This is a genomic window from Streptomyces sp. NPDC056628 (genome assembly GCF_042792555.1).
Taxonomy (GTDB): Bacteria; Actinomycetota; Actinomycetes; order Streptomycetales; family Streptomycetaceae; genus Streptomyces.
Window position 1 is genome coordinate 83962 of sequence record NZ_JBHTWG010000005.1, and the last position, 23134, is coordinate 107095.

At 73.2% G+C, this 23134-nt stretch carries 24 protein-coding genes and 1 pseudogene; 17 read left to right on the top strand and 8 right to left on the bottom strand.

Annotated features, from left to right (window positions below):
- The first annotated feature begins 2 nt into the window (after positions 1-2).
- From ACFRAC_RS09565 to ACFRAC_RS09580, 4 genes are read left to right on the top strand one after another with little or no spacing between them, the layout of a single operon-like run.
- A complete protein-coding gene (locus ACFRAC_RS09565; RefSeq protein ID WP_382922857.1) occupies positions 3-926 on the top strand; it encodes an ABC transporter permease in 924 nt (307 codons plus the stop codon).
- Entirely contained in the window at positions 919-1923 is a 1005-nt protein-coding gene (locus ACFRAC_RS09570; RefSeq protein ID WP_382922859.1) for an ABC transporter permease, read from the top strand. The genes ACFRAC_RS09565 and ACFRAC_RS09570 overlap by 8 nt, the downstream gene beginning before the upstream one ends.
- Before the next feature lie 8 nt (positions 1924-1931).
- Entirely contained in the window at positions 1932-2906 is a 975-nt protein-coding gene (locus tag ACFRAC_RS09575; protein ID WP_382922861.1) for an ABC transporter ATP-binding protein, read from the top strand.
- Complete coding sequence (locus ACFRAC_RS09580; RefSeq protein ID WP_382922863.1) at positions 2899-3936, top strand: ABC transporter ATP-binding protein; 1038 nt, start codon at positions 2899-2901, stop codon at positions 3934-3936. Before ACFRAC_RS09575 ends, ACFRAC_RS09580 begins: the two co-directional genes overlap by 8 nt.
- Before the next feature lie 148 nt (positions 3937-4084).
- Here ACFRAC_RS09580 and ACFRAC_RS09585 read toward each other — a convergent pair whose 3' ends face one another.
- Entirely contained in the window at positions 4085-6205 is a 2121-nt protein-coding gene (locus tag ACFRAC_RS09585; RefSeq protein WP_382922865.1) for a prolyl oligopeptidase family serine peptidase, read from the bottom strand.
- A 174-nt stretch (positions 6206-6379) separates the two neighbouring features.
- Here ACFRAC_RS09585 and ACFRAC_RS09590 point away from each other — a divergent pair, with 174 nt between their 5' ends.
- Positions 6380-6574 carry a hypothetical protein gene (locus tag ACFRAC_RS09590; protein ID WP_003992731.1) on the top strand — a complete coding sequence of 65 codons (195 nt, stop codon included), beginning with the start codon at positions 6380-6382 and terminating at the stop codon, positions 6572-6574.
- Positions 6575-6625: 51 nt separating this feature from the next.
- Here the strand turns inward: ACFRAC_RS09590 and ACFRAC_RS09595 are convergent, their stop codons facing one another.
- On the bottom strand, positions 6626-6835 hold the full coding sequence (locus ACFRAC_RS09595; protein ID WP_382922868.1) for a DUF397 domain-containing protein: 210 nt from the start codon (positions 6833-6835) through the stop codon (positions 6626-6628).
- Positions 6832-7707, bottom strand: a complete 876-nt coding sequence (locus ACFRAC_RS09600) for a helix-turn-helix domain-containing protein (RefSeq protein ID WP_382922870.1) — start codon at positions 7705-7707, stop codon at positions 6832-6834. The genes ACFRAC_RS09595 and ACFRAC_RS09600 overlap by 4 nt, the downstream gene beginning before the upstream one ends.
- A gap of 212 nt (positions 7708-7919) precedes the next feature.
- Between ACFRAC_RS09600 and mshB the strand changes: the two genes are divergently transcribed.
- The 6 genes and pseudogenes from mshB to ACFRAC_RS09630 all read left to right on the top strand — a co-directional run bounded on the left by mshB (position 7920) and on the right by ACFRAC_RS09630 (position 13697).
- Positions 7920-8777, top strand: a complete 858-nt coding sequence (mshB, locus tag ACFRAC_RS09605; RefSeq protein WP_382922872.1) for an N-acetyl-1-D-myo-inositol-2-amino-2-deoxy-alpha-D-glucopyranoside deacetylase — start codon at positions 7920-7922, stop codon at positions 8775-8777.
- On the top strand, positions 8774-9175 hold the full coding sequence (locus ACFRAC_RS09610; protein ID WP_382922874.1) for a DUF6113 family protein: 402 nt from the start codon (positions 8774-8776) through the stop codon (positions 9173-9175). The genes mshB and ACFRAC_RS09610 overlap by 4 nt, the downstream gene beginning before the upstream one ends.
- A gap of 156 nt (positions 9176-9331) precedes the next feature.
- The gene (locus tag ACFRAC_RS09615) at positions 9332-11584 is read left to right on the top strand and encodes a hypothetical protein (RefSeq protein WP_382922876.1); all 2253 of its coding nucleotides are present in this window, start codon (positions 9332-9334) and stop codon (positions 11582-11584) included.
- 144 nt (positions 11585-11728) lie between these two features.
- Positions 11729-11926: pseudogene (locus ACFRAC_RS09620) on the top strand (ABC transporter permease); the annotation flags it as partial.
- Positions 11923-13086: a sensor histidine kinase gene (locus tag ACFRAC_RS09625; RefSeq protein ID WP_382922878.1), complete on the top strand. Its 1164-nt coding sequence runs from the start codon at positions 11923-11925 to the stop codon at positions 13084-13086. The pseudogene ACFRAC_RS09620 and the gene ACFRAC_RS09625, both read left to right, overlap by 4 nt.
- Positions 13083-13697: a response regulator transcription factor gene (locus tag ACFRAC_RS09630; RefSeq protein WP_382922880.1), complete on the top strand. Its 615-nt coding sequence runs from the start codon at positions 13083-13085 to the stop codon at positions 13695-13697. Before ACFRAC_RS09625 ends, ACFRAC_RS09630 begins: the two co-directional genes overlap by 4 nt.
- A 1-nt stretch (position 13698) precedes the next feature.
- On the opposite strand, the gene ACFRAC_RS09635 is transcribed toward ACFRAC_RS09630, so the two are convergent.
- Positions 13699-14550 (bottom strand): tetratricopeptide repeat protein, encoded by an 852-nt coding sequence (locus ACFRAC_RS09635; RefSeq protein WP_382922882.1) that lies wholly within the window; start codon positions 14548-14550, stop codon positions 13699-13701.
- A 39-nt stretch (positions 14551-14589) separates the two neighbouring features.
- Complete coding sequence (locus ACFRAC_RS09640; RefSeq protein ID WP_382922884.1) at positions 14590-15582, bottom strand: GNAT family N-acetyltransferase; 993 nt, start codon at positions 15580-15582, stop codon at positions 14590-14592.
- 140 nt (positions 15583-15722) lie between these two features.
- On the opposite strand from ACFRAC_RS09640, the gene fdxA reads away from it, so the two are divergent.
- Together fdxA and ACFRAC_RS09650 are read left to right on the top strand one after the other, a co-directional pair.
- Positions 15723-16043 (top strand): ferredoxin, encoded by a 321-nt coding sequence (gene fdxA / locus ACFRAC_RS09645; protein ID WP_010474859.1) that lies wholly within the window; start codon positions 15723-15725, stop codon positions 16041-16043.
- 111 nt (positions 16044-16154) lie between these two features.
- A complete protein-coding gene (locus ACFRAC_RS09650) occupies positions 16155-17249 on the top strand; it encodes a bifunctional succinyldiaminopimelate transaminase/glutamate-prephenate aminotransferase (protein WP_382922886.1) in 1095 nt (364 codons plus the stop codon).
- A gap of 67 nt (positions 17250-17316) precedes the next feature.
- Here ACFRAC_RS09650 and ACFRAC_RS09655 read toward each other — a convergent pair whose 3' ends face one another.
- Positions 17317-17793 (bottom strand): ATP-binding protein, encoded by a 477-nt coding sequence (locus ACFRAC_RS09655; protein ID WP_382922888.1) that lies wholly within the window; start codon positions 17791-17793, stop codon positions 17317-17319.
- A gap of 344 nt (positions 17794-18137) precedes the next feature.
- A complete protein-coding gene (locus tag ACFRAC_RS09660) occupies positions 18138-19112 on the bottom strand; it encodes a heavy metal transporter (protein ID WP_382922890.1) in 975 nt (324 codons plus the stop codon).
- A gap of 94 nt (positions 19113-19206) precedes the next feature.
- Between ACFRAC_RS09660 and dapE the strand changes: the two genes are divergently transcribed.
- Together dapE and ACFRAC_RS09670 are read left to right on the top strand one after the other, a co-directional pair.
- Positions 19207-20286, top strand: a complete 1080-nt coding sequence (gene dapE / locus ACFRAC_RS09665; protein ID WP_382922892.1) for a succinyl-diaminopimelate desuccinylase — start codon at positions 19207-19209, stop codon at positions 20284-20286.
- A 118-nt stretch (positions 20287-20404) separates the two neighbouring features.
- A complete protein-coding gene (locus tag ACFRAC_RS09670; RefSeq protein ID WP_382922895.1) occupies positions 20405-21163 on the top strand; it encodes a TIGR00730 family Rossman fold protein in 759 nt (252 codons plus the stop codon).
- Positions 21164-21193: 30 nt separating this feature from the next.
- Here ACFRAC_RS09670 and folP read toward each other — a convergent pair whose 3' ends face one another.
- The gene (gene folP, locus ACFRAC_RS09675) at positions 21194-22054 is read right to left on the bottom strand and encodes a dihydropteroate synthase (protein ID WP_382922897.1); all 861 of its coding nucleotides are present in this window, start codon (positions 22052-22054) and stop codon (positions 21194-21196) included.
- 138 nt (positions 22055-22192) lie between these two features.
- Between folP and ACFRAC_RS09680 the strand changes: the two genes are divergently transcribed.
- Both ACFRAC_RS09680 and ACFRAC_RS09685 read left to right on the top strand, forming a co-directional pair.
- Positions 22193-22549, top strand: coding sequence for a DivIVA domain-containing protein (locus ACFRAC_RS09680; RefSeq protein ID WP_382922899.1), 357 nt, complete (start codon positions 22193-22195; stop codon positions 22547-22549).
- Positions 22546-23133, top strand: coding sequence for a DNA-3-methyladenine glycosylase I (locus ACFRAC_RS09685; protein WP_382922901.1), 588 nt, complete (start codon positions 22546-22548; stop codon positions 23131-23133). The genes ACFRAC_RS09680 and ACFRAC_RS09685 overlap by 4 nt, the downstream gene beginning before the upstream one ends.
- Position 23134 lies beyond the last annotated feature (1 nt).

Below are 23134 nucleotides of genomic sequence, written 5' to 3' on the forward strand. Positions count from 1 at the left end.
CCATGGGACGGTACGTCGTCCGGCGCCTGGTGCAGATGGTCCCGGTGTTCGTCGGCTCCACCCTGCTGATCTTCCTCATGGTGAACGTGATGGGCGACCCCGTCGCGGGGCTGTGCGGCGACCGCCAGTGCGACCCGGCGACGGCCGCGCGGCTCCGGCAGGAGTTCGGCCTCGACCAGCCCGTGTGGCGGCAGTACCTGACCTACATGGGGAACGTGTTCACCGGGGACTTCGGGACCGCGTTCAACGGCCAGGAGGTCACCGAGCTGATGTCCACGGCCTTCCCGGTCACCCTGCGGCTGACGATCGTGGCGATCTGCTTCGAGATCCTCATCGGGGTCACCCTCGGCGTCCTCACCGGTCTGCGCCGCGGGCGTCCCGTCGACACCGGGGTGCTGCTGCTCACCCTCGTGGTCATCTCCGTCCCCACGTTCGTCACCGGTCTGCTGCTCCAACTGCTGCTCGGCGTCGAGTGGGGCTGGATCAGGCCGTCGGTGTCCCCGGCGGCCCCCTTCGGGGAACTGCTCCTGCCCGGCCTCGTCCTCGCGTCGGTGTCCCTGGCCTACGTCACCCGGCTGACCCGCACGTCCATCGCGGAGAACCGGCGCTCCGACTACGTCCGCACGGCCGTCGCCAAGGGCCTGCCCCGGCGCCGGGTCGTCACCCGGCACCTGCTGCGCAACTCCCTCATCCCCGTCGTCACGTTCGTCGGCGCCGACATCGGCTTCCTGATGGGCGGCGCCATCGTCACCGAGCGGATCTTCAACATCCACGGCGTCGGCTACCAGCTCTACCAGGGCATCCTGCGCCAGAACACCCAGACGGTCGTCGGCTTCGTGACGGTCCTCGTCCTCGTCTTCCTGCTCTGCAACCTGGTCGTCGACCTGCTGTACGCCGTACTCGACCCGAGGATCCGCTATGCCTGAACAGCCGTTCCCGCCCAAGGGGGTGATCGCCGGGGGCGGCGCGATGGACCTGAGCGCGACCGAGACGGGGACGGCACGGCGCCCGCCGGCCGCCCCCGGCGGAGCGGGCGAGCCCGTCCCGCCCGCGGCCGACCCGGCCCAGGTCACCGACCGGCCCCGCAGCCTGTGGTCCGACGCCTGGCGCGACCTGCGCCGCAACCCCGTCTTCCTGGTCTCGGCCCTGGTCATCCTCTTCCTGGCCGTCATCTCCGTGTGGCCCTCCCTGATCACCTCCGGCAGCCCCCTGAAGTGCGACCTCGCCCGGGCCCAGCAGGGCTCCGCGCCCGGCCACCCCTTCGGCTTCGACGGCCAGGGCTGCGACGTCTACACCCGCACCGTGTACGGCGCCCGTACGTCCGTCGTCGTCGGCTTCTGCGCCACGCTCGGGGTGGCCGTCCTCGGCTCGGTGCTGGGCGCGCTCGCCGGGTTCTTCGGCGGCTGGTGGGACGCCGTGCTGTCGCGGATCACCGACGTCTTCTTCGCCATCCCGGTCGTCCTCGGCGGCCTGGTCCTGCTGTCGGTGGTGACCGCCGACTCGGTCTGGCCGGTGGTCGGGTTCATCGTGCTGCTCGGCTGGCCGCAGATCTCCCGGATCGCCCGGGGCGCGGTCATCACCGTCCAGCAGAACGACTACGTGCAGGCCGCCCGTGCCCTCGGCGCCTCCCCGGCCCGTCTGCTGCTGCGGCACATCGCGCCCAACGCGGTCGCCCCGGTGATCGTGGTGGCCACGATCGCGCTCGGGACGTACATCGCCCTGGAGGCCACCCTGTCCTACCTCGGCGTGGGTCTGAAGCCGCCGAGCGTGTCCTGGGGCATCGACATCTCGGCCGCCTCCCCGTACATCCGCACCGCCCCGCACGCGCTGCTGTGGCCCTCGGGGGCGCTGGCGGTCACCGTCCTGGCCTTCATCATGCTGGGCGACGCGGTGCGCGACGCCCTCGACCCGAAGCTGAGGTGAGGGACGCGATGCTGCTCGACGTACGTGACCTGAAGGTGGAGTTCCGGACCCGGGACGGGATCGCCCGTGCCGTCAACGGCGTCAGCTTCGGTGTGGACGCGGGGGAGACGCTCGCGGTGCTCGGCGAGTCCGGCTCCGGCAAGTCGGTGACCGCGCAGGCGGTCATGGGCATCCTGGACTCGCCGCCGGGGCGGATCACCGGCGGCGAGGTGCTGTTCCGGGGCCGGGACCTGCTGAAGCTCGGCGAGGAGGAGCGGCGGCGGGTCCGTGGCGCCGAGATGGCGATGATCTTCCAGGACGCCCTGTCGTCCCTGAACCCGGTGCTGACCGTCGGCGACCAGCTCGGCGAGATGTTCGTCGTGCACCGGGGCATGTCCCGCAAGGACGCCCGCGCCAAGGCCGTCGAGCTGATGGACCGCGTGCGCATCCCGGGCGCCCGCGAGCGCGTGAAGCAGTACCCGCACCAGTTCTCCGGCGGGATGCGCCAGCGCATCATGATCGCCATGGCGATCGCGCTCGAACCGGCGCTCGTCATCGCCGACGAGCCGACGACCGCTCTCGACGTCACCGTGCAGGCACAGGTGATGGACCTGCTCGCCGAGCTGCGGCGCGAGTACCGGATGGGGCTCGTCCTGATCACCCACGACCTCGGGGTGGTCGCCGACGTCGCCGACCGGATCGCCGTGATGTACGCGGGCCGGCTCGTGGAGTCGGCGCCGGTCCACGACCTCTACAAGGCGCCCGCCCACCCGTACACCCGGGGCCTGCTCGACTCCGTCCCCCGGCTCGACCTCAAGGGCCGGGAGCTGACCGCGATCAGAGGGCTGCCTCCCAACCTCACGCGCATCCCGCCCGGGTGCGCCTTCCACCCCCGCTGCCCGATGGCCCGGGACGTCTGCCGCTCCGACGAGCCCCCGCTGTACGCGGTCTCCGAGGTGCGCGGCAGCGCCTGCCACTTCCGGACGGAGTGCCTGCATGCCTGAGGCGATCCTCGAGGTCGAGGGACTGGTGAAGCACTACCCGCTCACCCGGGGCGTCCTGCTGCGCAAGCAGATCGGTTCCGTGCGGGCGGTCGACGGCGTCGACCTCAGCCTCCACCGCGGCGAGACCCTCGGCGTCGTGGGGGAGTCCGGCTGCGGCAAGTCGACGGTCGCCCGGATGCTGGTCCACCTGGAACGCCCGACGGCCGGGACCATCCGGTACAAGGGCGAGGACATCACGAGGCTGTCGGGCCGGGCCCTGAAGGCCGTGCGCCGCAACATCCAGATGGTCTTCCAGGACCCGTACACCTCGCTCAACCCCCGGATGACGGTGGGCGACATCGTCGGGGAGCCGTACGACATCCATCCCGAGGTGGCCCCGAAGGGCGACCGGCGCCGCCGGGTGCGCGAACTGCTCGACGTGGTCGGGCTCAACCCCGAGCACATCAACCGCTACCCGCACCAGTTCTCCGGCGGGCAGCGCCAGCGCATCGGCATCGCGCGCGGCCTGGCGCTGCGCCCGGAGATCATCGTCGCCGACGAGCCGGTCTCCGCGCTCGACGTCTCCGTACAGGCCCAGGTGATCAACCTGATGGCGCGCCTGCAGCGGGAGTTCGGACTCTCGTACGTGTTCATCGCCCACGACCTGTCGATCGTCCGGCACATCTCGGACCGGGTCGGCGTGATGTACCTCGGGCGGATCGTGGAGACCGGCGGGGACGCCGAGATCTACGACCATCCGACGCACCCCTACACCCAGGCGCTGCTCTCCGCCGTCCCGGTCCCCGATCCGCGGGCCCGCTCCCGCCGTGAGCGGATCATCCTCACCGGCGACGTCCCGTCCCCGACCCAGGTGCCGTCCGGCTGCCGTTTCCGCACCCGCTGCTTCAAGGCGCGCGAGCGCTGTGCCGAGGAGGTGCCGGTGCTCGCGGTGCCCGAGCCGCTGCGCGCGGCGGGGGGCCCGGCGGCCCACCCGTCGGCGTGCCACTTCGCGGAGGAGAAGCAGGTGGTGCCCGCGGAGGCCCGACCGTAACGCCGCAAAGGCCCACGAACCGCGTTAACACGCGGGCAACTCGACCGACCCGGTTCCGATATACGGACGCGTCAGGCTGAACAGCGTACGGCCGTGCGGGTGCCGTAGACGGACCGGGGAGCCCATGGGCTCCCCGGTCCGTCGCCGTCTACACGAGCCCCAGCGACCGCTTCAGGAAGTCGAGCTGGAGCAGCAGCAGGTTCTCGGCGACCTCCTCCTGCGGGGTCATGTGCGTCACCCCGGACAGCGGCAGCACCTCGTGCGGCCGGCCGGCGGCGAGCAGGGCCGAGGACAGCCGCAGCGAGTGGGCGACGACCACGTTGTCGTCCACCAGGCCGTGCACGATCATCATCGGGCGGTGCGGCTCGGCCGCGTCCACCAGACCGGCGTCGTCGATCAGGGAGTTGCGCCGGTAGACCTCCGGCTGTTCGCCGGGGTGCCCGAGGTAGCGCTCCTGGTAGTGGGTGTCGTACAGGCGCAGGTCGGTGACGGGGGCGCCGACGACGGCCGCGTGGACGACGTCGGGGCGGCGCAGCGCCGCGAGGCCCGCGAGATAGCCGCCGAAGGACCAGCCGCGGATGGCCACCCGGCCGAGGTCGAGCGGGAACCGCCCGGCGAGGTCGTGCAGCGCGTCGACCTGGTCCTCGACCACGACCGCCGCGATGTCGTCCTTGACGGCCTTCTCCCAGGCAGGTGAGCGGCCCGGGGTGCCCCGGCCGTCGGCGACGATCACGGCGAAGCCCTGGTCGGCGAACCACTGGGAGGTCAGATGCGCGTTGTGGGCGGCCACCACGCGCTGGCCGTGCGGCCCTCCGTAGGGGTCGAGCAGGACCGGGAGGGGGGTGTCACCGGCGTAGTCCCGAGGCATAAGCACGGCGCACGGGATGCGCCGTGCGCCCCCCTCGGTGAGAGTGAGCCGAAGGGTCACTCCAGGATCTTCGGCATGCGACCGGACCAAGCCAATCCGCTTTCCGTCGCGCAGCACCTGGACCCGGGCCCCGGGCCGTTCCGGTGTGTGGGAGACGAGCACCGTGACGCCTCCCGCGCGCACCGCCGAGTGCACGCCGGGCTCCTGCGAGACGCGCTCCACGCCGAGCTCGTTCACCCGGTACACGTGGACCTCGCCGATCTCGGGATCGGTCGCCGAGGCCCCGGCCGACGCCGAGACCAGCACGTCGTCGCCGGACACGTCGAGCACCGAGCGCACATGCAACTGCGGCCCCGTCAGCGGGCGTTCACCCACCGCCAGGACCCGCGCGCCGCCCTCGTCGGCGATGCGCACCAGGTGACCGGACGGGCTCCAGCACGGCACACCAGGGAAAAGTTCCAGCCATTGTGGATCTTCGTCGGCGTGCACCATCCGGGTCCTCCCCGTGGCCGGGTCCACGGCCAGGAAAAGCTGGCTGCGCTGGTCGCGCGCCTGTACGAGCAGCAGCGGCGCACCCGCCGCTGACCAGTGCACTCGCGCCAGATACGGATAGCGCGCCCGGTCCCAGGAGACCTCGGTGCGGGCCCCGTCCAGGCCGACCACGAAGAGCCGGACCTCCGCGTTGGGCGTCCCCGCCGCCGGGTACGGCACCTGCCGCGGCGCCCGGTCGGGATGGGCCGGGTCGGAGATCCACCACCGCTGCACCGGCGTGTCGTCCACCCGCGCCACCAGCAGCCGGTCCGACTCGGGGCTCCACCAGTAACCCCGTTGACGGCCCATCTCCTCGGCCGCGATGAACTCGGCGAGCCCGTAGGTGACCCCGTCCGACTCCGGCTCGGCGAGCGCCCGGTCGTCCTCGCCCTCCGCGCCGACCACCCGCAGGGCGCCCCGCGCCACGTACGCGACGTGCCGTCCGTCGGGGGAGGGGCGCGGGTCGATCACCGGTCCCCGAACGGGCAGTTCACGGGCCGTGCCGGCCCGCAACTCCGCCGTGAACAGCCGCCCCGACAGGGTGAACGAGGCCAGCTCGACGGTCGCGTCGGTGCCGTAGGAGACGATGCCCGCGCCCCCCTCGCGGCTGCGTTCGCGTCGCGCGCGCTCCTCGGGCGGGAGGTCCTCCGACGCCCCGCCCAGCAGGGCACGCGGGTCCGCCGTCACGCGCTCCTGGCCGTCCGCCGTGTCGAGCACCCACAGCGAATGCGCCGGGTCGGTACCGGAGGGGGAGCGCAGGAACACGGCACGGGAACCGTCCGGCGCCACCGTGAACGCGCGGGGCGCTCCCAAGGTGAACCTCTGGGTGCGGGCGTGCCGCCTGGGGAAGGAGACTGGCTCGGTCGTCATGCCCCGACCATATTGGCCAGTGCGCCCCCTTGTGCGGCTGTGCGCCGACCAGTGCGCACGTACGGATAGTTATGATCACTGTCGCATAGTGGGTATGAACCTGCTGGCTTGCTGCATGGATTTATCTGCCCCCATAGACCGACCCCCGCTTGGGATTCTTGGAGGTGAGCCGCCGTGGCACTCTCGATTTCGGCGGTGGTGCTGCTGGCGATCATCGTCTTCCTGTTGATCAAGAAGTCAGGGCTGAAGGCGGGCCATGCGATCGTCTGCATGCTGCTCGGCTTCTACCTGGCGTCCTCGACCGTCGCGCCCACGATCAGTGAGCTGACGACGAACATCGCGGGCATGATCGGCAGCATCAAGTTCTGAGCCGCGCGCCATCCTCGGGCTCCGCACCCCACGGTCCGGAGCCCGCCCCCCTCACCGCCCGGCGGCGTACGCCACGAACCCGGCCCAGACCGCGGGCGTGACCGCGAACCGCGGCCCGGCGGTGTCCTTGGAGTCGCGGACGTGGACGGCACGCGGGGTGCGGGCGACCTCTACACAGGAGTCGCCGTCGGGGCCGTCGCTATAACTGCTCTTGAACCAGGCCAGGTCGCCGGCGTGCCCGGCGGCGGACTTGCGGATCATGTCTCTCCCAGCAGGTGCTCGATGAGGGCCAGTGACTCCCCGGGCGGCAGGGCCTGAGCCCGGATGGTGCCGAACCGCAGCTCAAGGATGCGCAGCTCCCTGGGGTCCGAAACCGGCCGCCCGTTGAACGCTCCGTCGGAGCGCCCCACAGCCGTACCGTCCTCGAACTTGAGCAGCTCGATCCTGCCGCTCATGCCCGGGTGCGGTGCACTCGTCAACGGCATCACCTGAAGCGTGACGTTGTTGAACCGTCCTACTTCCAGCAGGCGTTCGAACTGCTGTCGCCGCACCATTGTGCCTCCGACCCTCCGGTGCAGCGTCGCCTCCTCCAGGACGAATCCGAGAGCCGGGGCCGGTGACCGCTCGAAGACCGAGCGCCGGGCCATGCGGGCGGCCACGCGCCGCTCCAGATCCTCGGTCGAGTAGACGGGCAGCCAGGACGCCAGCAACGCCCGCGCGTGGTCCGGGGTCTGGAGCAGACCGGGGACGCTGCTGCACACGTAGACCCCGATCTCGACGGCCCGCGCCTCCAACTGCGCCAGATCCCGCACCTTCTTGGGATACCGGACCTTCTTCACGTCCTCCTTCATCGCGGAGAGCAGCCCGCCGGCGCCCAGTACCTCGTCCGCCAGGTCCAGGTACTCGGGCCGGGGGATCCGCTTGCCCGCCTCGATCTTGTAGACCATGTCCTCGCCGTACCCCACGGCCTCCCCGAAGGCGGCGGCGCGCATCCCCACCGCCTCCCGGCGGAGCTTCAGCTGCCGCCCCACGGTCGCGACGACCGCGACGCCCCAGTCGTCGTCCGGGTCCACCTCCCAACCCGGTTCGTCGGCCTCGCTCTTGAGCCGCCGGATCTCCCCGTCCACAGACATGTCGCGCCCCTCCGTCGTACGGCCGTGCCGACCCGTTCCGTACCCGTCCGACCGGTACCGACAAGCCCGGACACCACCGGACAAGCACCGGACAAGTCACCGAGCGCGACGGCTCCATCACGAAAACGACAGGCGCCCGCCGTGGACATGCCCCGCCGCCGCAGGGGACAGGTCGCCGAGTGGGGGCAGCAGGCGCCTCGTAGGGTGGCCCCATGACGGAACTGCCTGCCCGGCGTCTCCTCCTGGTGCACGCGCACCCGGACGACGAGTCGATCAACAACGGCGTCACCATGGCCAAGTACGCGGCCGAGGGGGCGCGGGTCACGCTGGTCACCTGCACTCTCGGTGAGCACGGCGAGGTCATCCCCGCCGGGCTGCGCCATCTGACCGGTGCCGCGCTGGGCGAGTACCGCCTCGGCGAGCTCACCGCCGCCATGCGCGAGCTCGGCGTCGAGGACGTCCGTCAGCTCGGCGGCCCGGGCCGCTACGAGGACTCCGGGATGATGGACACCGCCGACAACGACGACCCCGCGTGCCTGTGGCAGGCGGACCTCGACGAGGCGGCCCGCGCGCTCGTGGACGTCATCCTCGAGGTGCGCCCCCAGGTCCTCGTCACCTATGACCCGAACGGCGGGTACGGGCACCCCGACCACATCCAGGCCCACCGCGTCGCCATGCGGGGCGCCGAGCTGGCCGCCGAGGCCGGCTGGCGCATCCCCAAGATCTACTGGAACCGCGTCCCGCGCACCGCCGTGGACGAGGCGTTCGCCCGGCTCCAGGCGGATCTGCCCGGCCTGCCGTTCGCCAAGTCCGCCACGGCGGCCGACGTGCCCGGCGTCGTCGAGGACGAGCGGATCACCACCGTCGTCGACGGCACCGCGCACGCCGGCGCCAAGGCCGCCGCGATGCGGGCGCACGCCACGCAGATCGAGGTGTCCGGCCGGTACTTCGCGCTGTCCAACGAGCTCGCCCAGCCCCTGCTGACCACCGAGTACTACGAGCTGGTGCAGGGGGAGCCCGCCGGCGCCCCCGAGACCGACCTGTTCGCCGGGATCGAGGAGACGTCATGAGTTCGATGCTCGCCCGGCCGCTGAAGGGCCCCTCCGCCCCCCGGGCCCTCGCCTACCTGGGGCTCCTCGTGCTCGGCGCCCTGGTCGGGATCGCCGGGGCGCTGGTGCAGCCCGCCTGGTTCCCGGGCGGCCTGCTGCTGGCGCTCGTCGGGGAGGCCGGGCTGATGCTCGGCGCCGCCCGCGCCACGGGCAGCCGGGGCGGAGCCGTCGCCGCCGCCGCGGGCTGGGCGATCACCGTCATCCTGCTCACCGCCAGCCGTCCCGAGGGCGACTTCGTCTTCGGCACGGGAGCCTCCGCCTACCTCTTCCTGCTCGGCGGCATGGCTGTGGCTGTGATCTGCGCCACCCTTGCCCCGCTACGGCAACCGGGTGGTGACGGGGTCCGACTTCGCAAGTGACGTACCACTTCTTCATACCGTGCACGTGCGAGTCCCGTGTGGGTTTCCCAGGCGGTCATGGGATACGCGTCAGAAGTGGCCAGTATGGTGGTGCGCGCCGCCGAGCCGCCCGACGCAGTGAGGTACGGGCGGCGGAGCCAACCGGGAGAACCTGCCTTGAGTCGTGAAACTGACACTCCGTCCTCCGGGCCCGACGGGCGCGGCGGAGCCGCATACCCTTCGGGGACGCCGCCGTACGGGACCCCCGTGGCTTCCGAGAGCGGTGCGGACGCGGCCCGTTCGGGCGCGCCGGAGGAACGCAAGACCGAGACCACGCTGACGACCCGCATCCGGATCAACATCCCCGGATCACGGCCGATCCCGCCGGTCGTCGTGCGCAAGCCCGTCTCCGACAGCGGGAAGCCCGGCGCCGCCGCGGACACCCAGGGGACCCAGGCGCCCGCCGTCCCCTCCGCGGGCCCGGCACCCGCCGAACCGGCGGCCGAACCCGGGGCACCGGCGGAGGAGAAGGCCAGCGACTGGTTCGCGCCGCGCAAGTCCCCGTCCACCAAGGGACCTCAGAGCGGCCCTTCGGGCAACGGATCGGGTGCGCCCGCTGGTTCGGGACCGGCCGCCACCGGCCCCAAGGGCCCCGGCGCCGGTTCCGGACGGCCCGGCGGCGTCGTCGGCTCGGTGAGCGTGCCCGGCGCCCGCACGTCCGGCGGCACCGGCACCGGGCTGCCCGGCGCGACCGGCGGCCCGGTGGCCCCCGGACACGGCGGCGGCACCGGCTCCTTCGACGTGACCGAGGCCCTCGCGGCCGGACCGCGCGGCGGCACCGGCACGTCCGGCGGCACCGGCGCGCGTCCGCCCGCCGGTGAGGCGCGCCGCGACGACCTGCCGTACTTCGCGGGGAACGGCTCCGGCGGCCCGAACGGCCACGGCCCCCAGGGCGGCTACAGCGGTCCCGGCAACATCGACCCGGCCGCCGACTTCAACGCCCCGGACGGCCCCGGTGACCCCGGCGGCATCGACGACTTCAACGGCCCGAACGACTTCGGCCGCGGCGGCCCCGGCGGCGGCCCGCAGGGTCCCGCGGGCCCGACGACCGGCCCCGTCACCGGCGACGGCCCGCCCCTCGCGGGCGGCGGCTCCGGCAGGCCCCGCGGGCCCATGGGCCCCGGCCCGGCCGGTCCCGGCGCGCCCGGCGTCCACGCGGGCCCGGGCCGTCCCGGCGCCGCCCCGCACGCCCCGGGCCACGTCCCCGGCGGCGGCCTGAGCGACGACACCGCGATCCTCACCCCGCAGAAGCACGCCCCCGAGCCCGGTCACCCGCACTACGGCGTCGCGGACAACGTCTCCGGGCACACCGTCACCAGCGGCATCCCGGTCGTGTCCGGCGGCCCGCAGGGCGGTTCCCGGGGGCCGGGCGCCGCCGCGCCCGAACCGGCCGCGTCGAGCACCCCGGCGGCCCGCGCGCCCAAGAAGAAGGGCCGCAGCAAGCTGGCGCTGCTCGGCGGCGGCCTGGTCGTCCTCGCGGGCGGCCTGTACGGCGCCGGTCTGCTGATGAACCACACCGACGTGCCCAAGGGCACCACCGTGCTCGGCGTCGACATCGGCGGCGGCACCCGCGACGACGCCGTGAAGAAACTCGACGACGCCTTCGAGGACCGGGTCGGCCAGCCGCTGAAGCTGTCGGTGGGCGGGCGCACCGTCCCGCTGGACCCGGACAAGGCCGGGCTCCAGTTCGACATGCAGCAGACGGTGAGCGACGCCGCCAGCAGCGACTACAACCCGGTCTCCGTCATCGGCTCCCTGTTCGGCAACCAGCGGGTCGTCGAGCCGGTCATGCCCACCGACGAGGAGAAGCTGCACGCCGCCCTCCAGGCCGCCTCCGGCGGCAACGGGTCGGTGACCGAGGGCACGGTCTCGTTCAAGACCGGCAAGGCGGTCGCCGTGTACGGCAAGCCCGGCGCCGGCATCGACGTCGCCCGCTCGACGTCCGCCGTCGAGGCGGCGTACCGCACCCAGGTGGAGACGGGCCGGTCCCCGGCGGTCCAGGTGGCGACGACCACGCAGCAGCCGACCGTCGCCAAGGCGGAGGTCGACCGGTTCATGAAGGAGTTCGCCGAACCGGCGATGGCCCAGCAGGTCACCATCCAGACGGACGCCGCCCACAGCATCCGTTTCGGCTCGCTGTCCCTGCCGAAGATCCTCGGAGCGAAGGCCGTCGACGGCAAGCTCGTCGACACCTACGACCTGACGGCCCTCAAGACGGCCTACGGCACCACCTTCGCGGGGGTGCAGATCAACGGCGCCAGCGGCAAGCGGGACGTCCTCCCCGAGGACGTCGCCTCCGCCCTGCGCAAGGCACTGCGCGGCAAGACCCCGGCGGAGCGCACGGTCACCATCGACACCAACCCCAGCTAGCGGCGATTCGGCAGGCCAGGGGGCACGCGGCGCACGCCGGGTGCCCCCTGCCGTCGTATGACATCTGTCATCCGGCACACAGGACCGGCGGCACTGCCGGGGCCCCCGTCCGGCGGCCAGGCTGGACCCGTGACGACGACAGCCGTGCCGACCACCACCTTCCCGGGCCGCCTCCAGGACATCGCCGAGCGGGTTCCCACCCGCGCGTACGCTGCACCGGGTCAGGCCATCGAACAGAGTCAGGCCCCGGACGCCGGGGACACCGCCCTCCTCGCCGTGCTCCTCGTGCTGGTCGGCGGCGCCGCGGCCTGGCTGTACCGAAAGGACACGCTGAAGGCGTGAGCAGCGTCGGCATGGGGCAACGCCCGCAGAACCGCAGACGGCACGTCGTCAAGTTCCTCTGGATCGGCGTCTGGCTCGCCTACCTGGGCGCGCCGGTCGACGACCTGCTGCACGGAGGCCACGGCGACGGCGTCGTGGTCCTCGGCTGGATCGGCCTGGCCGCCTTCGTCGCCTGGTACTTCGCCCTGGTCTTCCGCGCCGGACGCGGCGAGCACCACGCCGTCGTCCTCGGCTCCTTGGCGGTGCTGGCCGCCCAGTCGACCGTGCTCAGCCTGACCCTGGGCCGGCAATGGCTCGTGCTGTACGTGTACGTGGCCATCGCGTCGGGTGCCGCCCTGCCGTTCCGCCTGGCCCGCTGGACGATCCCGGCCGTGTCCGCCCTGCTGACCGGCGCCGCCCTCGTGGTGCCGGGCGGCACGTCCTTCCTGACCGGACTGATCTTCCCGGCCCTGCTCGGCGGCTTCTCCATGACCGGCGTGCGGGAGCTCATCCGCACGACGACAGAGCTGCGGGAGGCCCGCGCCACGGTCGCCCGGCTCGCCGCCAACGAGGAACGGCTGCGGCTCGCCCGCGACCTGCACGACCTGCTCGGTCACTCGCTGTCCCTGATCACGCTGAAGAGCGAGCTGGCGGGCCGGATGCTCCCGGGCCACCCGGACAAGGCGGCCCAGCAGGTCGCCGACATCGAACAGGTCAGCCGGCAGGCGCTCGTCGACGTCCGGGCCGCCGTCGCGGGCTACCGCAGACCCCGGCTCCTGGAGGAACTGGCGGGCGCCCGGGTCGCGTTGACGGCGGCCGGCATCACCGCCGAGCTCCCCGCCGAACCGGACCTCACGGGCGTCCCGGAGGACAGCGAGACGGCCCTGGCCTGGGCGCTGCGCGAGGCCGTCACCAACGTCGTGCGCCACAGCGGCGCCCGGCGCTGCACGGTGGAGCTCCTGCGCCGCCGGACGCTGGACGGCCTCCTCGTGGAACTCGCCGTGGAGGACGACGGCCCCGGCGGCCCCGGCGGTGGCCCGGGGAACGGCCTGACCGGCCTGACGGAACGCCTGACCCAGGCCGGCGGCACCCTGGAGGCGGGCGGGACCCGGCACGGTTTCCGCCTGATCGCCCGCGCCCCGGCCACGGTTGTCCCGGCGGACGTAGGATCCGGCGCATGAGCCCGACGATCAAGGTCCTCCTCGCCGAGGACCAGTCCATGGTCCGCGAGGCCCTGGCCGCCCTGCTCGGCCTGGAGGACGACATCGAGGTGGTCGCCCAGGCGGCCCGCGGCGACGAGGTGCTGGCGGCGGCCCGCGCGCACGACGTGGACGTGGCCCTGCTCGACATCGAGATGCCGGGCGCGACCGGCATCGAGGCGGCCGCCCTCCTGAACGCCGAGCTGCCCGCCGTGAAGCTGGTCGTCCTCACCACGTTCGGCCGCCCCGGCTACCTCCGCAGCGCGATGGAGTCCGGCGCCGACGCGTTCCTCGTCAAGGACGCCCCGGCGGCCCAACTGGCCGAGGCGATCAGGAAGGTGCTGGCGGGGGAGCGGGTCATCGACCCGACCCTCGCCGCGGCGGCCCTCGCCGAGGGCGCCAACCCGCTCACCGACCGCGAGCGGGAGGTGCTGCGCGCGGCGGAGGACGGGTCCACCAACGCCGAACTCGCGGCGGCCCTGCACCTGTCCCAGGGCACGGTCCGCAACTACCTGTCGACGGCGATCCAGAAACTGGCGGCCCGCAACCGCGCGGAGGCGGTGCGCATAGCGAGGGAGAAGGGCTGGCTGTAGGTCAGTTCAGCAGGGCCCGGGCGGCGCGGGCCTCCGCGCGCACCCGCTCCGCGGCCCCCTCGTCCACCACGTCGATCAGCTCCGCGTACTCCTCCAGCTCCACGGCCCCCCGCACGAAGTCACCGCGCCGGACCAGCAACCTGCCCCGCTCGAACCGCAGCCGGGCCGGGTGCGCCGGAAGCAGCAGCGACAGCTCCACCGCCCACAGCGCCACGTCCGTCCGCTCGGGCCGGGCCGCGGCCCACGCGCGCACGTTGTTGAGGATCCGCATCACCACCTCCAGCGGATCGGCCGGCGTCAGCATCGACGGCTCCAGCGGCGCCCCCGTGGCCCCGGCCACCAGCAACTCCGCGTCGGATCCGGTCAGCACCCGCCCTCCGTCGAACGGGTCGGCGAGCACCTGCTCCTCGGCCGGGCCGAACCCCACCACGAAGTGCCCGGGCAGCGCGACCCCGTACACCGGGGCCCCGGCCCGCCGGGCCACCTCCAGCCACACGACCGACAGCAGGATCGGCAACCCCCTGCGTCGCAGCAGCACCTGGTGCAACAGCGACGACTCCAGCCGCTCGTAGTCCGCCGCGCATCCGCGGAACCCGTACCGCTCGCCGAGCAGCTCCCGCAGCGCCACCGCCCACGCGCGCGGCCCGCCCGGCCGGTACGGCAGCCGGCCCGCCAGGTCGTCCAGCTCCATCTGCGCGGCGTCCATGCCCGGCTCGTCCAGCTCCCCGTCCGCCTCGGCCCCGATGAGCAGGCAGAGCGCGGACAGGTCGGGCCGCTCGGACCGCGCCTCCTCGGCGAACCGCCGCCGCAGCTCGCCGGAGCGCTCGGGGGTCGGGGGATACAGGGGACGCATAGCCGGCTCGTGCCCTTCCACGGTGATCGCTACCGCCGCTCAGGCGGATCGGTAGTGGTGGTACGCGTGGTGCGCGGCGAAGCCCATCCCGGCGTACAGGCCGCGCGCGCCCGAGTTGTCCGTCTCGACCTGGAGCCAGGCCGCCGACGCCCCCTCGTCCAGGGCCCGCGCCGACAGCGCGGCCATCACCCGGCGGGCCAGCCCCCGCCGCCGCAGCGCCGGATCGACCTCGACCGCGGAGAACCCGGCCCACCGGCCGTCCACCACGTAGCGCCCGATCGCGGCGGGCGCCTCGCCGTCCCCGGCGGGGACGGACGCGAACCACACCGAGGGACCGCTGCCCAGCACCTTCAGGGCCACGTCGCTCACTCCCTTGCGCTGATACCGCGCAAGCCAAGCCTCGTCCGCTTCCCGGCTCAGCACCACTCCGGAGCCCTCGTGCCGGTCGGCGACCGGCGCCAGGGCCCCGATCCACAGCTCGGCGGTCACCTCGCGCTCCCAGCCGCGCCGCTCCAGCTCCGCGCACAGCCGCTCCTGGGTGCCCTCGGCACCCGTCGCGGTCTGCACGTACGCGGGCAGGCCCCGGTCGGCGTACCAGCGGCGCACGGCGTCGAGCGCGGCGTCCAGCGGCAGCCCGGGGTCGCCCAGCGGCAGGACGGAGTTGGCGCGGCGGGTGAAACCGGCGGCGGCGCGCAGCTCCCAGGCGCCGAGCCGCTCGCTCTCCACGGGCCGCCACGCGCGCGCGGCGACACGCGCGAGCTCCTCGTAGGTCGCGGCGGGACCGCGGCGGCGGGCCGGAGCGGCCGGCACCACCTTCCCGGCGACCAGCGAGGATTCCGGGATGTGGACGGTTTCACCACTCTTCCGTGTGATCAGCAGCACACCGTCGTCCCACGATGCGAGCACGCCCACCGTGTCGGTGTACTTCTCACCCGAACCAGCGGCATCGGCCAGGCAGCGTACGGAGACCCGTTTGCCCACGTCAGCAGCGGTGATACGGACCTCAAGGCGCCCCGTCGCAGAGATTTCCACAGGTCTGTTCACCCCTCCTGTTCGGATCGTGCCCAAGAACGGAGATACTAGGGGCGGGCATCGACGACGCCGCGCTCCCGCGCGCCAGGCGGCGGAGCCTGAGGAGGCCCGCCAGCGCCCAATCGAGGAGGAACGACAGCGTGACCTACGTCATCGCGCAGCCTTGTGTCGACGTCAAGGACAAGGCGTGCATCGAGGAGTGCCCGGTCGACTGCATCTACGAGGGCCAGCGGTCCTTGTACATCCACCCGGACGAATGCGTCGACTGCGGTGCCTGTGAGCCGGTCTGCCCGGTCGAGGCGATCTTCTACGAGGACGACACTCCGGAGGAGTGGAAGGACTACTACAAGGCGAACGTCGAGTTCTTCGACGAGCTCGGCTCCCCCGGCGGCGCCAGCAAGCTCGGTCTGATCGAGCGGGACCACCCCTTCATCGCCGCGCTGCCGCCGCAGAACGGGTAACCCCCATCGGCGACCCGCACAGCGTGCCGCCTCGGTCCCGTACGGCCTCGACCGCCGTACGGGACCGGGGCGTTGGCGTGTCCGGCCGTACCAGAAAGTGAGCGACATCCCGTGTCCGCAGTCTCCGACCGCCTCCCGACCTTCCCCTGGGACAGGCTGGAGCCGTACAAGAAGACGGCCGCAGCGCACCCGGACGGCATCGTCGACCTCTCGGTCGGCACACCGGTCGACCCGGTCCCCGAGCTGATCCAGAAGGCGCTGATCGACGCGGCGGACTCCCCGGGCTATCCCACCGTGTGGGGCACCCCGGCGCTGCGGGACGCGATCACCGGCTGGGTGGAGCGCCGGCTCGGCGCCCGCGAGGTCACCCACCGGCACGTCCTGCCGATCGTCGGCTCGAAGGAACTGGTCGCCTGGCTCCCCACGCAGCTGGGCCTCGGCCCCGGCGACCGGGTGGCGTACCCGCGGCTGGCCTACCCGACGTACGAGGTGGGCGCGCGGCTGGCCCGGGCCGGGTACGAGGTGTACGACGACCCGACCGAGCTGGACCCGCGCGGGCTGAAGCTGCTCTGGCTGAACTCGCCGTCCAACCCCACCGGCAAGGTCCTCCCGAAGCAGGAGCTGACCCGGATCGTCGCCTGGGCCCGCGAGCACGGCGTCCTGGTGTTCTCCGACGAGTGCTACCTGGAGCTGGGCTGGGAGGCCGAGCCGGTCTCCGTCCTGCACCCGGACGTCAACGGCGGTTCGTACGACGGCCTGGTCGCCGTGCACTCGCTGTCCAAGCGCTCGAACCTCGCCGGGTACCGCGCCGCCTTCCTGGCGGGCGACCCGGGCGTGCTGGCCCCGCTGCTGGAGATCCGCAAGCACGGCGGCATGATGACGTCCGCGCCGACCCAGGCGGCCGTGGTGGCGGCCCTGGGCGACGACGAGCACGTCCGCGTCCAGCGTGAGCGCTACGCGGCCCGCCGCGTCGCCCTGCGCACGGCCCTGGAGGGCCACGGCTTCCGGATCGAGCACAGCGAGGCGAGCCTGTACCTGTGGGCCACGCGGGACGAGTCCTGCTGGTCGACGGTGGCGCACCTCGCCGAGCGCGGCGTCCTGGTGGCGCCCGGCGACTTCTACGGCGAGGCCGGCGCCCGGCACGTGAGGGTGGCGTTCACGGCCACCGACGAGCGGGTGCGGGCCGCGGTCGAGCGGCTGGCCTGAGACACACGGAGCGGCGGGGTCCGGGACGCTTCCCGGACCCCGCCGCTGTCGTCCGCCGGCGGCTGTGTCAGCCGATCGGAAGGCCCTGCACCGGCAGCGAGCCGGTGGTGGGCAGCCCGCCCTGGGTGGCGGCCCCCGCGGTGTCGCCGAGGACGGTGCCGACCGAGCCGGCCACGCCGCCCGCGGTCCGCTGGGCGGCCGGGGCGGCCTTCTTCGCGACCTTGCCGCCGGTCTTCGTCACCTTGCCGCCGGCCTTCTTGGCGGCCTTCGTGCCCTTCTTGGTGACCTTGTCGCCGGTCTTCGTGGCCGTCGGCAGTGCCTGGTCGACCGCGCTGTCGACGGCACCGCTCGCGATCCCGGTGGCGTTCTGGGCGGCGCCGTCGACGACGCTCGCGCCGTCCAGGGCGGAGAGCCCGCCGACCTTGGACGCGTCGGGCAGTTCGGGGGCCGCGCTGGCGGAGCCGGCCGCACCGACCCCGGCAGCCGCTCCCGCAGCGACGATCAGCGCGGCACGGGCGATCCGGCGGGTCAGGGGGAGGGTCATGATGCTCCTTCGACGGGTAAGTCGGGTGAGAACGATGAAGAGTCCGACCAGGCCCGGCAGTTGACCGACAGGCTGTTGATCTCCGGGCTCGGCGCAGTGACTACCGCTCGAAGGCCGGGAAGGTTGCGGCGCGACAACGTAAAGAGTTGGCAATGCGTCGCATAATCGCCTGTGGACAATTGCGGACATCATGCCCAGCGTCGAAAAGTATGCGGAACCCTTACATCCCTTTGTTCGCAAGGGTTTTGGCCGCGTGCGGCCGACCGGAGGGAAGCCTGCCCGCCCCAGCGCCCGGCGACACCCGCGGTAACCCCGACGAGTGAGTCCCTGAACGCGTGCGCGTACTACCGGGTCGTCGTGATCCGGACCGCGTCCGCGGCGCTCCCGCCCTCCGGGGTGCCCCGCGCCCCGCTCGTCCGCCACCGGCTGTCGGTGTGCCCGGCGGTCCACTCCCGCCCCGCGTAGGTCACCCGCTCGATGTGCAGCCGGGACGCGTTGGCCACGGCCCAGTGCGCCAGCTGCCAGCCGCGCTCACCGGCCGCGCGCTTTCCGGCTCTCCCGTCCGCGGTCACCGGCAGCACCACGGTCCGCCCGTCCCCGCTCGCGCCCCGCGCGCCGGACGGCGTGGGCGACGCCGTGCCGGCACCCACCTCGGCGGCGGCCGCCTGCAGCGCGTCGCGCCCGAAGTCGCGCACCAGCGCCGCCCGCACCCGGTCCGTCCCCGCGGTGGGCGCGGCGTCCGGACGGCCGTCGCAGGTCAGGGTGGCGGCCGCGCGGCCGGTGAGGGCGGCGGCCAGCAGCTCCGCGTCTTGCTCGTGCTTGGCGTACGCCTCCGGGAAGCCGCTGCGCTGCACGCGCTGCGCGGCCTCCGTCAGCGGCAGCCGGGTGTAGTCCGGGACCTTGGCCAGGTGCGCGTAGAAGGCGCCGGCCGCGTAGGTCGGGTCCATGATCTGCTTCTGGGTGCCCCAGCCCTGCGACGGCCGCTGCTGGAACAGGCCCAGCGAGTCACGGTCGCCGTGCCCGATGTTGCGCAGCGCCGACTCCTGCAGCGCGGTCGCGAGCGCGATCGTCACCGCCCGCTCCGGCAGCCCCCGCCCGGTGCCGACCGCGGCGATCGTCGCCGCGTTCACCGCCTGCTCCGGCGTGAACTCGTACCGTGCGCCGTCCCCCGTGGCGGAGACGACCGCGCAGCCCGGCGCGTGCGCGCCGCCGGTGACGTACTGCACGGCGAGGTACCCCGCGACGGCGAGGAGGATCAGCAGGGCCGCCCCCCGGCGGAGGAGGCGGCCACGGCGTGAGGAAGGCGACGTCTTCGGCACGCCTACAAGGTAGCCGAGGCTACTGAGTGGTAGGCGAGCGGTGGGAAAAGAGGGACGGGGCCGCAGACCGGGACCGGGGGTTAGGGTCGGCCCCATGGCCGACACCTCCCTTGACCTCAGCCTCGACGCCGCCCGGCTCACCGCCCGGCTGGTCGACTTCCCCTCCGTCAGCGGCTCGGAGAAGCCCCTCGCGGACGCGATCGAGGGTGCCCTGCGCACCCTGCCGCATCTGACGGTCGAGCGGTACGGCAACAACGTTTTGGCGCGCACCGACCTCGGCCGGCCGGAGCGGGTCATCCTCGCCGGGCACATCGACACCGTGCCGATCGCGGACAACGTGCCCTCGCGGCTGGACGACGACGGCGTCCTGTGGGGCTGCGGCACCTGCGACATGAAGTCCGGCGTCGCCGTCCAGCTGCGCATCGCGGCCACCGTCCCGGCCCCCAACCGCGACCTCACGTTCGTCTTCTACGACAACGAGGAGGTCACCGCCGACCTCAACGGCCTCAAGCACATCGCGGAGAACCGCCCGCAGTGGCTCGAGGGCGACTTCGCGGTGCTCCTGGAGCCCTCGGACGGCGAGGTCGAGGGCGGCTGCCAGGGCACCCTGCGCGTGCTGCTGAAGACCACGGGCGAGCGGTCCCACTCCGCCCGCTCCTGGATGGGCTCGAACGCCATCCACGCGGCCTCCCCGATCCTGGCCCGCCTCGCCTCGTACGAGCCGCGGTACCCGGTGATCGACGGGCTGGAGTACCGGGAGGGCCTGAACGCGGTCGGCATCTCCGGCGGCGTCGCGGGCAACGTCATCCCCGACGAGTGCGTCGTCACCGTGAACTTCCGCTACGCCCCGGACCGCACCGAGGAGGAGGCCGTCGCGCACGTCCGCGAGGTGTTCGCCGACTGCGGCGTCGAGGAGTTCGTGGTGGACGACCACAGCGGCGGCGCCCTGCCCGGCCTGTCCCACCCGGCCGCCGCGGCCTTCATGGAGGCCGTCGGAGGCACCCCGCGGCCCAAGTACGGCTGGACGGACGTCTCCCGCTTCTCCGCCCTCGGCGTCCCCGCCGTCAACTACGGCCCCGGCAACCCGCACCTGGCGCACAAGCGGGACGAACGCGTCGAGACCGCGAAGGTCCTCGCGGGGGAGGAGCGGCTGCGGGCGTGGCTCACGGCGTGAGCCGGTCGGCGCGCCGGGGGTTTGGGACGTCGCAGCGCGGACATGCTGACGTCCCCCGCAGGTAACCCGCGTAGATCTACGCTGAGGTGGAACGTCCTGGCACACGGAGGGAGCGCACATGGCTACCGGTAACCCCGAGGGGAAGAAGCAGCCACCCGACGAGCAGCGACTGGGGCCGGTGCTGCGCCGGCGCCACCAGGTGCAGGCCGGCACCACGGACCAGCGCCTGCTGGACGAGCGCGCCCCCACGGACTGGGTCCACACCGACCCCTGGCGGGTCCTGCGCATCCAGTCCGAGTTCATCGAGGGCTTCGGCACGCTCGCGGAACTGCCGCCCGCGATCAGCGTCTTCGGCTCCGCGCGCACCCCGGTGGACTCCCCGGAGTACGAGGCCGGGGTGCGGCTGGGCCGGGGCCTGGTCGAGGCCGGCTTCGCCGTGATCACCGGGGGCGGCCCCGGCGCCATGGAGGCGGCCAACAAGGGCGCCCTCGAAGCGAACGGGACCTCCGTCGGCCTGGGCATCGAACTGCCCTTCGAACAGGGCCTCAACCCCTACGTCGACATCGGCCTGAACTTCCGGTACTTCTTCGTCCGCAAGATGATGTTCGTCAAGTACGCCCAGGGGTTCGTGGTGCTCCCGGGCGGCCTCGGCACCCTCGACGAACTCTTCGAGGCCCTCACCCTCGTCCAGACCCAGAAGGTCACCCGCTTCCCGATCGTGCTGTTCGGCACCGAGTACTGGGGCGGCCTGGTGAACTGGCTGACCGACACCCTGGTGGCCCAGGGCAAGGCGTCCGAGAAGGACCTGCTGCTGTTCCACGTCACCGACGACGTGGACGAGGCGGTGGCCCTGGTCTCCAAGGAGGCGGGCCGCTGACCCCGGGTGTGTGACGGGCGCGGCCGGGGCTCAGGCCAGTCCCCGCCGCGCCACGGCCGGCGGCCGGTGCCCGGCGATCGACGCCACCATGTCCAGCACCTGCCGGGTCTCCGCCACCTCGTGCACCCGGTACACCTGGGCGCCCAGCCAGGCGGACACCGCGGTGGTCGCGAGCGTCCCGACCACCCGCTCCTTGACCGGCCGGTCCAGGGTCTCCCCGACGAAGTCCTTGTTGGAGAGGGAGACCAGCACCGGCCAGCCCGTCTCCACCATCTCCCCGAGCCGCCGGGTCGCCTCCAGGCTGTGCCGGGTGTTCTTCCCGAAGTCGTGCCCCGGGTCGATCAGGATCGACTCGCGGGGCACTCCCAGCGCGAGCGCCCGCTCCGCCAGGCCCACGGTCACCCGCAGGATGTCCGCCACGACGTCGTCGTACGTCACCCGGTGCGGCCGGGTGCGGGGCCGGGCACCCCCGGCGTGCGTGCAGACCAGGCCCACCCCGTAGCGGGCCGCGACCTCCGCCAGACCGGGGTCCACACCGCCCCAGGCGTCGTTCAGCAGATCGGCACCCGCCTCGCACACCGCGGCACCCACCTCGGCGCGCCAGGTGTCCACGCTGATCACGACGTCCGGGAAGCGCCGGCGCACCTCCGCCACGAACCCGACCGTCCGCCGCGCCTCCTCCCGCGCGGTCACCTCCTCGCCGGGCCCCGCCTTGACCCCGCCGATGTCGATGATGGCCGCGCCCTCCGCCACGGCCTGCTCCACGCGCGCGAGAGCCGGCTCGTCGTGGAACGTCGCCCCCTGGTCGTAGAAGGAGTCCGGGGTCCGGTTCACGATCGCCATGATCACCGGTTCGTGCGCGCCGAACTCACGACTGCCCAGCCTGAGCATCCCCTGTGACCTTCCCCTCGCCGTTCCCGCTGCGTACGGCCTTGTGGCCGCCTGCGACCCTAACCGTCAGCGTCGCATGGCACGATCGGACCCTGACACACCCGACCGCTCGCATCACGGACCGTGGGGGCCACAGCGATGCTCATGTTCTTGTTCCTGGTCGTCGCGCTGGCCGTCGTGGTCGGCGCGGTGACGCTCGCCGTGGTGGGCGGCGGCGAGGGCGACGGACCGCTCCCGGAGGCCGCGCCCGAGCGGCTGAACGCCCCGCTGCCGCCGGACCGCCCGGTCGGCCGCGCCGACGTCGAGGGCCTGCGCTTCCCGCTCGCCGCCCGCGGCTACCGCATGGCCGACGTCGACGACGCCCTCAGCCGCCTCGGCGCCGAGCTCGCCGAGCGCGACGCCCGCATCGCCGACCTGGAGTCCGCGCTCGCCGGCGCGCGGGCGCCGCGGGGCCAGGTCTCCATGGAGAAGCCCGACCAGGAGGACCAGCGGTGAGCGACGGCACGGCCCTCGCGGGGCCGGACGGCATCCTGCGCTGCCCCTGGGCCCTGTCCAGCCCGGACTACGTGGCCTACCACGACGAGGAGTGGGGCCGCCCCGTCCACGGTGACGACGCCCTGTACGAACGGCTCTGCCTGGAGGCCTTCCAGTCCGGCCTGTCCTGGATCACGATCCTGCGCCGCCGCGAGGGCTTCCGGGCGGCCTTCGCCGGGTTCGAGATCGCCCGGGTCGCCACCTTCACGGAAGCCGACAAGGAGCGCCTCCTCGCCGACACCGGGATCATCCGCAACCGGCTGAAGATCGAGGCGACCGTGGCCAACGCGAAGGTGCTGGCCGACTGGGCCCCGGGCGAGCTCGACGCCCTGATCTGGTCCCACGCCCCGGACCCGGCCGCCCGCCCGGTCCCGAAGAGCCTGGCGGACGTCCCCGCGATCACCCCGGAGTCGACGGCCCTGTCGAAGGCGCTGAAGAAGCGGGGCCTCAGGTTCGTCGGCCCGACGACGGCGTACGCCCTGATGCAGGCGGGCGGTCTGGTCGACGACCACCTGGCGGGATGCGTGGCGCGGGGCGCCGCCTGAC